The organism is Tumebacillus lipolyticus (genome assembly GCF_042682745.1).
Classification (GTDB): Bacteria; Bacillota; Bacilli; order Tumebacillales; family Tumebacillaceae; genus Tumebacillus_A; species Tumebacillus_A lipolyticus.
In genome coordinates, this window is record NZ_JBHUIO010000002.1 from 78597 (window position 1) to 96849 (window position 18253).

Annotated in this window: 3 protein-coding genes; all 3 read left to right on the forward strand. The window is 57.1% G+C overall.

All coding sequences use genetic code 11. The features are described 5' to 3' along the window. Positions 1-699 precede the first annotated feature (699 nt). Positions 700-15900 carry an amino acid adenylation domain-containing protein gene (locus ACFSOY_RS00355; protein ID WP_386043212.1) on the forward strand — a complete coding sequence of 5067 codons (15201 nt, stop codon included), beginning with the start codon at positions 700-702 and terminating at the stop codon, positions 15898-15900. Positions 15901-16307: 407 nt separating this feature from the next. Next, on the forward strand, positions 16308-17030 hold the full coding sequence (locus tag ACFSOY_RS00360) for an NlpC/P60 family protein (RefSeq protein WP_386043213.1): 723 nt from the start codon (positions 16308-16310) through the stop codon (positions 17028-17030). Between the two features lie 539 nt (positions 17031-17569). Then, positions 17570-18253 (forward strand): response regulator transcription factor, encoded by a 684-nt coding sequence (locus ACFSOY_RS00365; RefSeq protein WP_386044434.1) that lies wholly within the window; start codon positions 17570-17572, stop codon positions 18251-18253.

The window sequence follows — 18253 nt, forward strand, 5'->3', positions numbered from 1 at the left end:
CTTACCACTTGAAAGAAACCTTCACCTTAGTGGAGGTAGCCCGATCACAATAATTCGTATGACCTTGCGGGAATTTAATTTTTCGAAATATGCTCGATCAAATCGTTTTGCTGAAAAGCGCCCAACCAGGGGGCTTTTTCTTTTTCTAAGCGGCGACAGTATTGAAGGGATGCACAGAACCGATTCATTCGGAGAACAGGATCGCTCTGGTGACGAGCACCTGCTGAATCTGAACATAATGCAAATGATCAGGGTCATTTGAAGTCTGTTGATTCTGAAATATTCCAGCGATTACACTATATTTCATGCGGCTGATTATTAATTTTTCACTAACCTAGCTTGAAATATTTGTATGACTTAATATAAGATATATTGGAAATATACTGTGAAATTCTATACTGCAATTGCATCGTTTGTTAAACGGGATTTTTGAAGTAGGGGGGCGTTGTAAAGGGGTAAAGTTGTCGAACTTGTTTTTCGATTGGAATCTTCAACGCTATTTTTAAGGAAGCGAGACGCTTTTCAGTTGAGGAAGGTATTAGATAGAGACCCTTAAACGGGGGGCACTGTTGCCCTATACGAAACATAGTTGGAAGATCGGCTCTTTTTTACATTTCATTACCTGACTGGACGTTTTGGATTCACAGGAGATGCATTTCCATTGTGCAAGACTAGATTTCTTCTAAGGGAGGCTGTCTGATGAAACCCACTTTTGAACAAAACAACACAGCTGAACAAGAGATGAGCGGAACTGATGTTGAAGTTTATGCATTTCCTGCGTCATTCTCTCAACAGAGGTTGTGGTTCCTTGACCAACTGACGCCAGAAAATGCGATCTACAACATGCCAGCTGCGTTGCGCCTTCGCGGGGAGTTGAACGTTGCGGCGTTGGAGCAGAGCTTCGTGGAGATCGTCAACCGGCATGAGAGCTTGCGCACGACCATCGTTATGGAAGCGGATCGGTTGCAACAGATGATTCGCAGTGTGCAGCCGTTTTCTTTACCTGTGATCGATCTGCAGGGAGTGCCCGAAGCCAACCGCGAACAGGAAGCAAAAACTCGTGCCGAACAGGAGGCGCAGCGCGGATTCGATCTGGCGCAGGGGCCTCTTTTTCGCGCCCACCTGCTGAAGCTCGCCGCCGAGGATCATGTGCTGGTTCTGAATATGCACCACATCATCTCGGACGGTTGGTCGGTGATGCTGTTGATTCAGGAACTGGCAGTGCTGTACGCGGCTCATTGCAACGGGAGGCCATCACCGCTGCCAGAATTGCCGATTCAATATGCCGACTTCGCTCTCTATCAGCTCGACTGGATGCAAGGTGACGTATTGGAGGAGCAGTTGGCCTATTGGAAGCGACAGTTGGCGGGCGAGCTTCCAGTGCTGCAGCTGCCGTTTGACCGCTCGCGCAGCAGTGAGCAGACGTATCGCGGGGCGACGGTGCCAGTTGAGCTGTCTGCGCAGGTCACACGCATGATTCATGAGATGAGCAGACACGAAGGGGTTACACCGTTCGTCACACTGCTGACAGCGTTTGACGCTTTTCTTTACCGCTACACCGGTCAGCAGGAGATCTTGATCGGTTCTCCCGTGGCCAATCGCAGCATTGAAGAGGTGGAAGGGCTGATCGGCTTCTTCGTCAACAACGTCGTGCTGCGCGCCGAATGTGCGGACAACCCGAGCTTCCGTGAGCTGCTGCACCAGATGCGCAAAACGGCGTTTGATGCGTACGAGCATTCGGAAGTGCCGTTTGAAAAGGTGGTGGAGGAGCTGCAGCCGGAACGCAACATGAGCTACTCGCCCCTGTTCCAAGCGATGTTCGTGTTCGAGACGGCACGGTTGTCCGACTTACACCTGGAAGGTTTGAAGTTGGAATGGTTGACGATCGAGCGAGGTACGGCAAAGTTTGACTTGACGCTTTCGATCTTGGAGGAGGATGGGCAGTTCAAGGGTCTCTTTGAGTACAACGCCGACCTCTTGGATCGGACGACGGTGGAGCGGATGGCTCGCCATTTTGAGCGCTTGGTGCAGGGAGCGGTGGAGCGACCTGAATTGCGCCTGTCTGAACTGCCGCTTTTGACCGAAGCGGATACGGCGTTCTTAGAAACGCTGAACCTGACAACTTCGGAATATCCGGCGCACATGTGTGTCCATCAGCTGTTCGAAGCGCAAGTGGCGCGAACGCCAGAAGCGGTGGCGCTGCGGATGGGAGACGCTTCGCTTACCTACGGTGAAGTAAATCGCCGCGCCAACCGATTGGCTCATCATCTGCGCGCGCAAGGCGTCCATTCGGAAAGCCTCGTCGGGCTTTGCATTGAGCGCTCCTTTGAGCAGATCGTCAGCCTGCTCGCGATCTTGAAAGCGGGTGGCGCGTATGTCCCGCTCGACCCGTCGTATCCGGCAGATCGCTTGGCCTACATGCTGGAAGATTCCAACTTGCAGGTGTTGTTGACCCAAGAGCGCCTGCTCGACAATCTGCCTCCGCATGGAGCAACCGTGGTGATGGTCGATGCAGACGGGGAGACGATCGCACTTGCGAGTGAACAAAACATCGTCTGTCAGAGCAAGGCGGACGATCTGGCATATGTGATGTACACGTCCGGTTCCACCGGGCAACCAAAAGGTGTGTGCGTTCCCCACCGCGCGATCGTGCGTCTGGTGAAAAACGCCCAGTATGCAGACTTCTCGCCAGATCACGTCTTCCTGCAAGTGGCGACCGTTTCGTTTGACGCGGCGACTTTCGAGATCTGGGGGAGTTTGTTACACGGAGCGACGCTTGCGCTGATGCCGCCACACCTGCCGACGCTGGAAGAGGTCGGGCAAGCGCTGCGGGAGTATGGCGTCACCACGCTATGGCTGACGGTCGGTCTGTTCAATCTGATGGTGGACAGCCATCTGGAAGCGCTCCGAGGCGTGAAACAACTGCTGGTCGGCGGCGATGCGCTGTCGATGGCGCACATTCGCAAGGCGTTCGCGCTTGAGGGGACGCAGTTGATCAACGGCTACGGCCCGACTGAGAGCACGACGTTCGCCTGTTGCCATCCGATTCGAGCGGAAGATCTGAATGGCAACTCGATTCCGATCGGTCGGCCGATCGCGAATACGACAGCCTATGTGTTAGATGAGCAACAGAACTTGGTGCCCGTCGGTGTGGCGGGTGAGTTGTACATCGGCGGGGATGGGCTGGCCCGCGGCTATCTGAACAATCAAGAGCTGACGGAGGAAAGGTTTGTTCCGCATCCGTTTTCGGAAAAGCCGAATGAGCGCCTGTACAGGACGGGCGACATGGTGCGTTACCTGCCAGATGGAAGCCTCGAATTTATCGGCCGGATCGACAACCAAGTTAAGATTCGTGGATTCCGCATCGAGCTTGGCGAGATCGAGGCGAACTTGGCACAGCATCCAGATGTGCAAAAAGCGGTCGTGATCGCCCGGGAAGATGTCCCAGGGGACAAGCGTTTGGTGGCCTATGTGGAAACAAGCGCCGAAACCACAGCAGATTTAGCTCCTTACCTCAAAACGAAGATGCCGGAGTACATGATTCCGTCCGCCATCCTGAAGCTGGAGCGCCTGCCCTTGACGGCAAATGGCAAGGTTGACAAAAAAGCGCTGCCGATGCCCGATCGAACGGAGTGGGCGCTGGAAACGCAGTACATTGCCCCGCGAAACGATTGGGAGGAGTCGGTCGCGAAAATTTGGGCGGAAGTCTTGCATCTGGATCAGGTGGGGGTACACGACAATTTCTTTGATCTGGGTGGCCATTCGTTGCTTGCGACGCAGTTGATGTCGCGCATCCACAGCGAGTTTGGTGTGAAATTGCCGTTGCGTCTGCTGTTTGCGGAAGCGTCGACGGTGGAGAAGTTGGCGCAGCAGATCGAACGGCAGGCGAGGGAAGCGTCTGCTGGGCAAGGCGAGACCGCACAGATTCGACCGATGCCGAGAGCAGGCAAGCTGCCGTTGTCTTTCGCCCAGCAGCGGCTGTGGTTTATCGATCGCTTTGAGCCGGGCAGCAGTTTGTACAACGTCCCTACAGGCGTGCGGCTGCGCGGTACTTTGCAGGTGGCGGCGCTTCGGCAGGCACTGCAGGAGATCGTCAACCGCCATGAGGTGTTGCGCACCTCGTTTTCCCTTGTCGATGGAGAGCCGGTACAGGTGATCGCGCCAGAATCTGTCTTGCTGTTGCCGTTTGCAGATCTGCGTGACATTCCAGAAGCGGATCGCGAGGCGCAGGCGATGCGTCTGGTGCACGAAGAGGCGGGCACGCCATTCGATCTGGAAAAAGCTTCGCTGGTGCGCGCCAAGCTGTTGCAGCTGGCCGAGGAAGAGCACATTTTGCTCATCACGATCCATCATATCGTGACGGATGGCTGGTCGATGGGCGTGCTGATCCAGGAGTTTTCTGCGCTCTACACCGCTTTTGTCCAAGGGCAACCTTCGCCACTTCAGCCGCTTTCGATCCAGTATGCCGATTTTGCCCAGTGGCAGCGCGACTGGTTGCAAGGCGAGGTGCTCGACCAGCAGCTCGGGTATTGGAAACAGCAGTTGGGCGGCGATCTGCCGATGCTGCAACTGCCGACCGATCGCCCGCGCCCAGCGGTGCAGACGTTCGAGGGAGCCACGCTGAAATTCAAACTGCCGTCAGCTGTCAGCGATTCGCTCGCCGATTTCAGCAGGCGACAGGGCGTGACGCTTTACATGACGTTGCTGGCGGCGTTTAACACGCTGCTCTACCGCTACACAGGGCAAGAGAATCTTCTGGTCGGTTCGCCGATCGCCAACCGCAATCGGAGCGAGATCGAGCATCTGATCGGATTTTTTGTCAACACGCTGGTGCATCGCAACGATCTGTCGGGCAATCCGACATTTGCTGAACTGCTGAATCGCGTCAGCCAGGTGACGCTCGATGCGTATGCGCATCAAGACCTGCCTTTCGAGCGCTTGGTGGAGGAGATCCAACCGGATCGGAGCCTCAGCTACAACCCGCTGTTCCAAGTGGTGTTCGTGTTGCAGAACGCGCCGATGGACGGGTTGTCTCTGCCCGGCTTGGAACTGCATGCGGTGGAAGCGGACAACGATGCGAACGTCGACTTCACGCTCTCTCTGACCAACACTTCCAAGTTCGACCTGACGCTGTACATCGTCGAGGAAGCGGGCGGCTTCGTCGGGCGTTTTGAATACAATTCGGATCTGTTTGAAGCGGCGACGATCGAGCGGATGAGCGGGCATTACCTGACCTTGCTGGAGAGCATCGTGGACAATCCAGCGCAGAAGATCGCCGAATTGCCGATGCTGACCCAGTTGGAGCGAGAGCGGATGGCGCTCTGGAACCACACGGATGGAGAGGTGTCGGACGAGCTGTTGCACACGCTGTTCGACAAGCAGGCGGTGAAGACGCCGGAGCGCACCGCGATCGTATCGGCGGCAGGGACGATGAGCTATGCGGAGCTGGATCGTCGCGCCAATCGAGTGGCGCATCTGTTGCGCGACCTCGGCGCACAGCCGAATCGCCTCGTCGCGGTCGCGATGGAGAAAGGGTGGGAGCAGGTGGTCGCCGTGCTCGGCATCCTGCGTGCAGGCGCCGCCTATCTGCCGATCGACCCGACGCTGCCGCAAGATCGCATCTGGCACCTGCTGAAGCAAGGGGAAGTGGAAGTGGTGCTCAACCAGTCCTGGGTGGACGAGCGTCTGGCCTGGCCCGATCATGTGCAGCGCTTGGCGATGGATGGCGATCAGATGGCGAGCTATGCCGACACGCCGCTCACGACCGTTCAGAGCAAGCGCGACATCGCCTACGTGATCTTCACGTCCGGCTCCACCGGGCTGCCAAAGGGCGTCGTCATCGACCATCAAGGGGCGGTGAACACCTGTCTCGACATCAACGAGCGCTTCGGGGTCACGGAGGAAGATCGCGTGCTGGCGCTTTCGTCGCTCAGCTTCGACCTGTCTGTGTACGACCTGTTCGGGACGCTGGCGGTCGGCGGCACGGTGGTGATCCCCGACGCGAGCAGGCAGGGCGATCCTGCCTACTGGGCGGAGCTGGTGGAACAGGAGCGCATCACGATCTGGAACTCTGCGCCCGCGCTGGCCAAAATATTGGTCGAACATGTGCGCGAGACTGGCAAGTCGCTGTCGCAATCGCTCAGGCTGGTGATGATGAGCGGCGACTGGATTCCGCTGACGCTGCCCGTTCACCTGAAGCAGCTGGTGCCGAGCATCGAAACGTACAGTTTGGGCGGAGCGACAGAAGCGTCGATCTGGTCGATCCTGTACCCGATCCGCGAGATCGACCCGGCGTGGAAGAGCATTCCTTATGGCCGACCGATGAAAAACCAGCAGTTTTACATCTTGAACGAGGTGCTCGAACCCTGCCCGATCGGCGTGGCGGGAGATCTGTACATCGGCGGCATCGGCTTGGCGCTCGGCTACTGGCGCGATGAGGAGAAGACGAACGCCAGCTTCATCACCCACCCGCGCACAGGACTGCGCCTCTACCGCACCGGTGACCAAGGGCGCTACATGGCGGATGGCAACATCGAGTTTATCGGCCGCGTGGACAATCAGGTCAAAGTCCGCGGGTTCCGCATCGAGCTCGGCGAGATCGAAGCGGTGCTCGACCAGCATCAGACCGTCTTGGAATCGGTGGTGTTGGCGCGCCCCGATGCGCGTTGCGACAAGCAGTTGGTGGCCTACGTGGTGCAACAGGAAGCGCGAGAAGTGTCTGTGGAGCAGGAGGAAGAGCAAAAGCAGGAGCGCCTGGAGCAGTGGGAGCTGGTGTTTGATGAAACGTACAGCCAGCCGCTGTTGACAGACGATCCGACCCTGCACATCGCAGGCTGGAACAGCACGATCGATGGCGGGATGATTCCGGCGGACGAGATGCGCGTCTGGGTGGAGCGGACGGTCGAGCGCATTCAAGATCTGAAGCCACAGCACGTGCTGGAGGTCGGCTGTGGCACCGGCATGCTGCTCTACCGGATCGCGCCCGACTGCGAACAGTATGTGGGCATCGACCTCTCGCAAAAAGCGCTGGCGATGATCGAAGCACACCTGCCGCGCCTCAGCCTTGCGAACACCGTGGAGCTTGTGCACGGCAAGGCGGCCGAAAGCATGACGCAGATGCAGACAGCAGCGTTTGACACGGTGGTGATCAACTCGGTGCTGCAATATTTCCCCAGCGTCGACTACCTGTTGCAGGTGATCGAAGAAGCGTTGCGCGTGCTGAAGCGAGGTGGACACCTCTTCCTCGGCGACGTGCGCCAATATGCGCTGTTGGAAGTTTTCCACGCGGCGGTGCAACTGCATCAAGCTTCAGACAGTATGAGCAAACAAGAGCTGGTGCAGAAGTGGGAGGCGGGCCTCGCACAGGAGAAGGAACTGACGCTCGACCCGGCGTTTTTTGAAGCGCTGATGATCGAATGGCCGCAGATTACCGGTGTTGAGGTGCAGCTGAAGCGCGGGTATGAAGACAATGAGCTCACCGGGTATCGCTACGATGTGGTGCTGACGGTGGGGGAGGGTCGGAACGAGTCAGATCAGATCCCCGCCGAGTCGATTCGCGCCGAACAAAGCGCTGTGTCGCTGACAGCATCGGCAATCGAAGCGGATCAGCCAACAGGATCGACAGCGCCTGTCGCGGTCGCCGCGCAACCGCAGGAAGAAAAGGTGGTTCACAGCATCAGCTGGCAGGGAGCTGACCGTTCGGTCGCTGGCATCCGCGACTATCTGGTAGAGCAAGCGCCACAAGCACTGCTGTTGCAAGGCATTCTGAACGAACGCTTGACTGCGCACGTGCAGGCGCTCGAATGGCTGAAGCGGACAGAGGGGCCGGAGACGGTAGGAGCCTTCCGCGCCCAGCAAGCGGAGTTGGTGGAGACGCACGCGGTCACAGCGGTTGACGGGCAGGTGGCGCTGCACCCAGAAGCGTTTTTCGCGCTGGAGGAAGAACTTCCGTATGCGGTTCGCATCGACTGGCAGCGCGGCGCAGCGGATGGTAGCTACAACGTCCTGTTCATCCGGCACGATCAGGCTGGTGCGAAAGAGGCGAGCGCCGAGATGGGAGAAAGCGCATCCGCTTGCTCAACCCGTTTAAGAGAAGTTGAGCGCATCTCGCTGCATCCGATGCAACCGAGCGCGACTGCGAGAGCTGAGCGCCAACCGTGGAGCGCCTACGCCAACGAACCGCTGCAGAGCAAGCAGGAGGCGAAATGGGTCTCCCAGCTGCGCGCCCATGTGAAAAGCAAACTGCCGCCCTACATGGTGCCATCCGCATTTGTGGTGCTGGACGCGTTTCCGATCACCGCAAACGGCAAAATCGACCGGCAAGCATTGCCAGAGCCTGAACTGAAGCGCAGTGAGTTGGATCGCCCCTATGTGGCGCCGCGCACAGAGCTGGAACAGCAAGTGTCGACGATTATGGCGGACGTCCTCCACATCGAGCGCGTTGGCATGCACGACAACTTTTTCGAACTGGGCGGTCATTCGCTGCTGGCGACGCAAGCGGTCTCGCGCATCTCTTCCGTTTGTCAAGTACAGCTGCCGCTTCGAACTTTCTTCGAAGCGCCGAGCGTTGCTGAACTGGCCGAGCATATCGTCGCCGAGAAGCAGAAGAGCGTACAACTGCCGCCGCTGCTCCCCGTTGCACGCACCGAGGAGCAGGCGCAAACCCTTCCGCTCTCCTTCGCCCAAGAGCGGCTATGGTTCTTCGACCAGCTCCAGCCGGAGAGCAGCGCCTACAACATCGGCGACGCCGTGCGCCTGAGCGGGCGACTGCAAATCGAAGCGTTGGAACGGAGCTTGAACGCTGTGGTCGCCCGCCATGAAGCGCTGCGCACCACCTTCCGCGTCGTCGATGACAAACCGGTGCAGGCGATCGCGCCGCAGCTGAGCCTGCCGCTTGCGCTGATCGACCTGCGCGGCCTGCAAGCGGACGAGCAGGAACAGGAGACGTTGCGACTGGCGAGGAAAGAAGCGCAAACGCCGTTCGACCTTGTCAACGGGCCGCTGCTGCGCCTGACCTTGCTCCAACTTGCGGAAGCGGAGCATGTGCTGTTGCTGACCATGCACCACATCATCTCCGACGGCTGGTCGATCGGGATCTTGATCGGCGAGTTGATCACCAGCTATGAAGCGTTTCTGCAAGGCGAAGCGACCGCACCTGCATGGCCCGCGCTTGCGGTGCAATATGCGGACTACGCGCTGTGGCAGCGCGGCTGGATGCAGGGAGAATCGCTCGCCGAGCAGCTGAGCTACTGGAAGCATCAACTTGGCGACAACCCGCCTGTCCTGCAACTGCCGACCGACCGTCCCCGTCCGGCGGTGCAGACCTATCGCGGTGCCAGCGAGAGTTTTCTCCTGCCGTCTGAGCTGACCGATGCTCTCGACTTGGTCGGCCAAGGGGAAGGCGCAACCTTGTTTATGACGTTGCTCAGCGCTTTCCAAACCTTGCTCTATCGCTACACGGGGCAAGAGGACATCTTAGTCGGCACGCCGATCGCCAACCGCACCCGCTTGGAGATCGAAAGCTTGATCGGCTTCTTCGTCAACACGCTGGTCTTGCGTGCACAGCTGTCCCCGGAGATGAGCTGGCGCGAACTGCTTCAGCAAACGCGGGAGACGGCGCTGCAAGCGTACGCTCACCAGGATTTGCCGTTCGAGAAGGTGGTCGAAGAACTGCAACCGGAGCGCGCGCTAAGCCACACGCCGCTGTTCCAAGTGATGTTCGTTCTGCAAAACGCACCGATGGAGCGCATGGAAGCGAGCGGACTCAGCTTGACACCGCTTGGGATCAGCGAAACGGATACAGCCAAGTTTGACCTGACGATGCAGCTGACCGAGGCGGAAGGCGGACTGATCGGTGCGCTCGAATACAACACCGACCTGTTCGACCAAGCGACGATCATCCGCATGATCGACCATTTCCAAGCGCTCTTGCAAGCGATCGTGGCAAGCCCTGCGTGCAAACTTTCCGAACTGTCGCTGTTGTCGGCCAAAGAGCGCGAGCAAGTGCTAACCGGCTGGAATGACACGACGATCGAGTATCCACAGTTGAGCATTCAACAGCTGTTTGAAGCGCAGGTGCTGCAAACACCGGAGGCGGTGGCTGTGCAGCATCAGGAGAAGCAGGTAACCTATCGTGAGCTGAATGAGCGAGCCAACCAGTTGGCGCATGTTCTGCGCAGACAAGGTGTGGGGCCAGATGTGCTGGTCGGCCTTTGCATGGAGCGTTCTTTGGAAATGGTGATCGGACTGCTGGGGATCTTGAAAGCGGGAGGGGCTTACGTGCCGCTTGATCCGAACTATCCGGCAGAACGTCTCGCCTTCATGCTGGAGGACACACAAGTGGCTGTTCTGCTCACTCAAGAGCATCTGTGCACGTCTTTGCCAGAACACCATGCGGAAGTGATCTGCCTTGACAGCGAGTGGAGCGCGAAGATCGCAGGGGAGAGCACAAACAATTTGGCTTGCTTGAATCGATTGCAAGACCTTGCCTATGTCAGCTATACGTCCGGTTCGACCGGACGGCCAAAAGGCGTCTGCGTGCCGCATCGCGGAGTGGTGCGACTGGTCAAAAGCACCAACTACATTCAGTTCGACCGCGAAGATGTGTTCTTGCAGTTCGCGCCGATCTCGTTTGATGCGGCAACGTTCGAAATCTGGGGCAGCTTGCTCAACGGTGCCAAGCTGGTCATCTTCCCCGCGCACTTGCCAACGCTGGCAGAGTTAGGTCGCACCTTGACCGATTATCAGGTCACCTCGATCTTCTTGACGACCGCGCTGTTCAATCAGATGGTGGAGCATCAGCTCGATGACCTCCAATCGGTGCGGCAGCTGCTGACGGGCGGGGAAGTGATGTCGGTCCCGCATGTCAAGCTCGCACTGGAACGGTTGCCGAACTGCAGGCTGTCCAACGTGTACGGACCGACCGAAAGCACCACATTCACCAGCTTTTATCCGATGCCGACCGCTGAGCACGCCAAGAGTCCCGTACCGATCGGCCGTCCGATCGCCAACACGCAGGTCTATGTGCTCGACGCGCAGCTCAACCTTGCGCCGATCGGAGTTCCCGGCGAGCTGCACATCGGGGGCGACGGTCTGGCGCGCGGCTACTTGAACCGACCGGAGCTGAACGAAGAGAAATTTATCGCCAATCCGTTTGGGAAGCCAGAGGAGCGGCTCTATAAGACGGGCGACCTCGTGCGCTGGCTCGCAGACGGCAATATCGAGTTCCTCGGCCGCATCGACGGTCAGGTGAAGATTCGCGGCTTCCGCATCGAGCTTGGCGAGATCGAAGCGGTGATCGCCAAGCAACAGGGCGTCAAAGAAACGGTTGTGGTCGCACAGCAGGATCGCAACGGCGACAACCGCCTGATCGCCTATCTCGTGCCAGAAGCGGGAGGATCCTCCCTGCTGATCGGCGAGTTGCGCAACGCGATCAAAGCGCAGCTGCCCGACTATATGATGCCGTCCGCCTTTGTTCAGCTCGACAGGATGCCGCTGACACCGAACGGCAAGGTCGATCGCAAAGCGTTGCCTGCACCGGAAAGCTTTGCCCGAGAGCGGGAGGTGGCATATCTGCCGCCGCGCAACAGCACAGAGATCGCGCTGGTCCGCCTGTGGGAAGAACTGCTCGACACCAGCCCGATCGGAGTGCAAGACAATTTCTTTGAGCTCGGCGGACACTCGCTGCTGGCGACACAGCTAGTCTCCCGCCTGCGGGGTGCATTTGGCGTAGAAGTACCGCTGCAAGTCCTGTTCCACACGCCGACCGTCGACAAGTTGGCAGAGCGAATCGTGGAACTGCAGGCACAGCCGATGGGGATAGAGGCGCCACCGATGGTTCCGGTCGCCCGCATCCGTATCGAGAACGACAACTGCAGCGATCACGATGCTACCTTCGAGGCGAGGGGGCTTCAATTTGCATGCGAAGAAAAAGCGCCCGTGTCGTTCGCGCAACAGCGCCTGTGGTTCTTAGACCAACTCCAGGCGAACAACCACGCCTACAACATTTTCTCCGCGCATCGAATCTGCGGCAGGTTGGACGCCGCTGTGCTGAAGCGTTGCTTCCAGACGATCGTCAGCCGCCATGAAGCGTTGCGCACCGCTTTCATCTATGAAGACGGACATCCGTATCAAGTGATTCGAGCGGAACTTGAGGTGCCCTTGTCGATCCTCGACCTGCAGCACTTGCCAGTGGGAGAGCGGGAGGCAGAAGCGTATCGCTTGGCTACAGCAGAAGCGAAGCAGCCGTTCGATCTTTCTGCAGGCCCGCTGATCCGAACTGCTCTGCTGCGCTTGGGGCAAGAGGAGCACCTGCTGTTGCTCAACATTCACCACATCGTCTCAGACGGCTGGTCGATGGACGTGTTGATTCGCGAGATGCTCGCACTGTATGCAGCCTACAGCGAAAGCATCGAGCCTGAGGTGGCGCCACTGCCGATCCAATATGCAGACTTTGCCGTCTGGCAGCGGAACTGGTTGCAAGGTGACGTGCTGGACAAGCAACTCGCCTACTGGAAGCATCAGCTCGGCGGAGAGCTCCCGAACCTGCAATTGCCGACCGATCGCCCGCGTCCGACCGTGCAGAGCAATCGTGGCCTGACGCAGAAGTTTCATGTGCCAAAAGCGTTGAGCCACGAGCTGCTCGATCTGAGCCGCAAGGAAGGCGCCACCCTGTTTATGACGCTGTTGGCCGCTTTCAACACCCTGCTGCATCGATATGCCGAACAGGAGGATATCATCGTCGGTTCACCGATCGCAGGTCGCACGCGCGCGGAGATCGAAGGGCTGATCGGCTTCTTCGTCAACACGCTTGCCTTGCGCAACGACCTGTCGGGCAACCCGAGCTTCCGCGAGCTGCTGAACCGCGTGCGCAGTGTGACCTTAGGCGCTTATGCGCACCAAGACATGCCGCTGGAGCAGGTGATCGAAGCGCTCGATCTTGAGCGCGACTTGAGCCGAAGCAACCCGCTGTTCCAAGTGTTGTTCGTGCTGCAAAACGTCAAGCTCACCGAGCTGAAAGCATCGGGGATGCAGTTGGAACCGCTTCGTGTGGAGACCGAGTCGGCCAAGTTCGACCTGACCTTGCAGATGACCGAGACGGAGGACGGGCTGGTCGGCGAGCTTGAATACAACACCGACCTGTTTGACCGCGCGACCATCGCTCGGATGATCGAGCACTTTCAAATCCTGCTCGCAGGCATCGCCGCCGATCCTGACACTGAGATCGGACGACTGTCGATCTTGCCAGCAGCAGAAAAAGCAACGCTGCTCGCAGAGTGGGCGGTGACAAAGCGCGACTTCTCGATGGAGCCGCTCACACATCAGCTGATCGAGCTGCGCGCAGCCGAAACACCAGATGCGAGAGCCATTCAAGATGCGGACGGAAGCCAGATCACCTACGGCGATCTAAACCGCCTCGCCAACCGCTTGGCGCATCGCCTGCAGAAGCTCGGCGTAGGTCCAGAGGTGACGGTCGGGGTCTGCATGGAGCGCTCGATCGAAAATCTGATCGCGCTGCTTGCCGTGTTCAAGGCGGGAGGTGCCTACGTGCCGATCGATCCGAACTACCCGGGAGACCGCATCCGCTACATGCTTGACAACTCCGATGCGCTTGTGCTCTTGGCACACGATCGCACCTTGGGCATCTTGCCAGAACATGATCTGCCGTTGCTTTTGCTCGACCGAGTGGAGGAACTGCTGGCAGACGAAAGCGACGAAGACTTGGTGAACACCGCCGAGCTCTCCAACTTGGCGTACATCATCTATACGTCCGGCTCGACCGGACTTCCCAAGGGCGTGCAGGCGGAGCATCGGAACTTGCGCAACCTCTTGAATTGGTACCATCAACAGTACAGCGTACAGCCGGACTCCCAGTTTACCTATCTGGCGGGCGTGGCGTTCGATGCGACGATCTTTGAGATCTGGACCTGTTTGACCATCGGCGGGTGCTTGCACATTCCAGATGAGGACAGCCGTCTGCTGCCAGAGCGACTGCGCGATTTCCTGCTGACACGCAAGATTACGCACAGCTTCTTGCCGACGCCGCTCGCTGAAGGGGTGCTGTTCGTCGACTGGCCGGAGGAGGCCGCCTTGGAGTGTCTGATCGCCGGCGGTGATCGCTTGCGGTACTATCCATCGCCCGGTCTGCCGTTCACCCTGTACAACCTATATGGTCCGACAGAAGCGACGGTCGGCACCACGACCGGCGCGATTCCGCCTTTTGCAGAGAACGCTCCGAACTTGCCGTCGATCGGCAGACCGGTGATCAACACCGAAGTCTACATCTTGGACAAGCACCTGCAGCCGGTGCCGATCGGCGTGCCCGGCGAGATTTACATCGGTGGAGCCTGCTTGGCTCGCGGTTATCGCAACCGTGACGATTTGACGACGAACAGTTTCCGCCCTCATCCGTTCCAGCCAGGCGAGCGCGTCTACAAGACGGGTGATCGTGCGCGCTATCTGCAGGATGGGCAGATCGAATTCCTCGGCCGCAACGACTTCCAAGTGAAGGTGCGCGGGTTCCGCATCGAGCTCGGCGAGATCGAATCGGTGATCGCCAAGCATCCTGGCATCAAAGAAACGTTGGTGATCGCGCAGGTAGACCGCAAAGGTGATAACCGTCTGATCGCCTATCTCGTGCCGGAAGCGGGCGACTCCCCGCTTTCGATCGGCGAATTGCGCAGCGCGATCAAAGCACAGCTGCCCGACTATATGATGCCGTCCGCCTTCGTTCAGCTAGCAGAGATGCCGCTGACGCCGAACGGCAAGGTGGATCGCCGGGCGTTGCCTGCGCCGGAGAGCTTTGCGACAGAGCGGGAGACGCCGTACCTGCCGCCGCGCAACACGACCGAGATGGCGCTGGTTCAGCTGTGGGAAGAGCTGCTCGACACCAGCCCGATCGGCGTGAAGGACAGCTTCTTCGACTTGGGCGGTCACTCGCTGCTCGCGGTCAAACTGGTCGCGGAGATCGAAAAGCAGTTCGGTCGCGAACTTCCGGTTTCTGTGCTCTTCCAGGGCAACACGATCGAGCAGCTGGCGATGGTGCTCAACGAAGAATCTTCGGAGCAGAAGTCACCGATCGTCGCCATGCAGCCGCATGGATCGCGCTTGCCGTTCTTCTGCATCCACGCTGGAACGGGCGGTATTCTGCAGTACATGGAGCTTGCGCGCACGTTCGGCACCGATCAGCCGTTCTACGGCATTCAGGCGCCTGGGCTGGAAGATGAAAGCGAACCGCTCTTGACGATCGATGCGATGGCGACACATTATTTGCAGGAGATCAAGCAGATTCAGCCAGCAGGACCTTATGTGCTGGGTGGCTGGTGCGTTGGCGGCGCGATCTCCTTTGAGATTGCCAAGCTTCTTCAGCAGCAAGGGGAAGAGGTGGCGCTCGTCGCGATCATGGACTCGGGCGTGCCGAATGAAGAGGCGGGCAGACAGGAACTGCCGGACAACCTGTTTGGCATCGAGTTTGCGAAGTTGATGTTGCCGCACGTCGATGAGCAGACAGAAAAGATGCTGGGGGAGCTTGCGCAACTCAGCATTGAAAAATGCTTGGGAGCTCTGCTTCAGCTTGGCCAAGGGGCGGAGATTTTGCCGCCCGACCTGACCCTTCCGAGGTTTACGCGCATGCTGCAAGTCTTCAAGAAGACCAAGGCAGCGTTCGACCGTTACCGCCCGACACCTGGCAGCGGCACGATCGCATTGTTCATGGCAGAGGAAGTATCGCCAGACCTGCCAGACGCGACGCAATACTGGCTGGATTCGCTCGGAGCTGAGACTGACTTGCACCAGATTCCGGGCAATCACAACAGCATGCTCGAACCGCCAAACGTCCAAGTCCTCGTCGATCGGTTGAATTTCTATCTCGATCCGATCAATCAGCGAAAGCGGAGCGAGTAGGAAGCAGATTCTTTGAAAAGGGGATTTGTACTGCTGTCCTTTTCAAGAGAAGCTAGCAACAGCAGCATGCACTGAATGAATGGTGACCATAAAGCAAGAGAATGAATGCGGGAGGATCGAGCAGATCCTCCCGCATTTGTCTTGACTAGTGCTACATAGAGGAACTCGAATAGTAGTAGACATATCCACCGTATGTTGCGTAGACAGACTTTTGGTTCTGATGATATTTATGTATCATGGACTTTTTTCTGCTTGTCAATGAACTTGGTGTTTGGTGTTGTCGTCATGATCACAGCGAGTTTTAGGTGGTTTATCAATAATGTAGTCATAAAAATAAAATAAAAATTGAAATATAAGATTCATGGTGGTAAGATAATGGGACACTAAAGAAAGGGAGTGTTCGTTTAATGAAAAAAGCAGCAAGCTATGCATTGGCTGCAGTGGTCGCGATATCTGCTGTTGTTGGCGTCCAAGGGCTCACCGCGCAAACCGCGTCGGCACAAGATCCGCATGCGGTCAGTTTTAGCGGCATCACCGCAGCCGCAGGTGTTAACGTTCGATCCGGTCCGGGGACGAACTACTCGACCGTTGCGACAAAGCCGGGGAACGTGACGGTACAATTTGCTGGCATCGAATACGGCACGATCGTTCCGGACGTTTTTCTGGGCAAACCTGACCCGCGCTGGTACTACTATTATGAAAACGGAGTGAAGCGCTACATCGCATCAGCGGTGATCAACGGTCTCCCGCCAGTATCCAAACTGCGTCCGAAAGACCGTGCGGTCGCTTGGGCGATCGATGCGCAAGGCCGCACCGATTACAATTGGTATTGCCAGATGTTCGTTGAGAACGCATACGGTACCACCGGGCAGTACGCTTCAGCGATTGCGGCTTCGAACAGCTTGAACACCGGTGGGTCGCTGTCTTCCGCACCGATTGGCTCGCTCGTTTTCTTCGCACCTGCCGCTGACAACGGCTACTATGGCCATGTTGGGATTTATATCGGTCAAAACACGATGATCAATGCAAAATCTACTGTCGTTGCAGACAACATTGCAACCTCTTCCTACTTCTCTTCCCGTTACACGGGCTGGGGCTATCCGCCATCTTCTTGGCCAGGACATAATTAAGAAATCAGATGAGGCGCGACCCATTGTGGGACGCGCCTTGTTTTGTTTGTTACTCCGAAACACATCCACTTTTTCAAACTCTCCGGCACGATACAGGGAAGAGCTGCGGGAAATGTCCGACAAGACTGCCAGTCTCGTCCCTCCCACATAGGCTAAGTTGCGAAACGCTGGCCGTGCTTTGGAGTCGAACTGGTCTCGCGCTTACTACAATTCGTAGAAGGTGAGCACAATCCACAGGGTGATCACTAAGTACATACGTTTCATCATGATCAGCCATCAGCTATTGATGGCTGGTTTCAATTCCGTCTCTTTTTGCATGGATTCCCGATAACGTGATACTGTTGGGGGAGCCAGATCTTCACTCTGGAAAAAACGTCCTTTGCTCGTGGGATGGACTCTTATCTTGAATTACATCAGTGGTCATCAAGGTGGTCATCAAGCATGGACTATGAGAAAGCCAATCGACCTCAGATCTTATTTACCTAGTATCTAAATTTAGGAGGCCCATTTTGATGGTGGTTCGTACAGATGATCTGCAGATGAAAATTTTACTGGTCGAAGATGACAAAACGATCGCCTCCGGTCTGGAATATTCGCTGCAGCAAGATCGCTTTTCTACCGTTCTTTGCCATGATGTCGCATCAGCAAAAAAGGTGCTCGCTGAAGACATCGATCAATTCGCTTTGTGCTTGTTTGACCTATCGCTTCCCGATGGAAGTGGCTATGAACTGTGCAAATTGGTAAAAGCGGAACGAGATATTCCGGTCATCTTCTTAACTGTGATCGACGATGAGGTCAATGTAGTGATGGGGCTAGATATGGGTGCAGATGATTACATCACAAAACCATTTCGCGTTCGTGAGCTGCTCTCGCGGATTAAGTCTGTCCTGCGCAGATACCACAAGCCCGCTCAGACTCTTTCGGTGATCGAGATTCACAATGTCCGCATTAATACATTGGAAGGAAAAGTGTATAAAAACGGCGCTGAAATTCCATTGACCGCATTAGAGTATCGATTACTGCTGATCTTCGGCAACCATCTTGGACAAGTTCTCTCCAGAAATCAGCTCTTGGAGCAGATTTGGGATGTGGCAGGCGATTTTGTGAATGACAATACCTTAACTGTGTACATCAAAAGGCTTCGGGAGAAGTTGGAGGATGATCCACAGCATCCGACAATGATTAAAACGGTGCGCGGTTTCGGCTATAAGGTTGGTGAGTGA

Excerpts from the sequence above, each read along its gene's own strand:
- ACFSOY_RS00355 (WP_386043212.1), top strand. The coding sequence starts at position 700 with ATGAAACCCACTTTTGAACAAAACAACACAGCTGAACAAGAGATGAGC.
- ACFSOY_RS00360 (WP_386043213.1), top strand. The coding sequence starts at position 16,308 with ATGAAAAAAGCAGCAAGCTATGCATTGGCTGCAGTGGTCGCGATATCT.
- ACFSOY_RS00365 (WP_386044434.1), top strand. The coding sequence starts at position 17,570 with ATGAAAATTTTACTGGTCGAAGATGACAAAACGATCGCCTCCGGTCTG.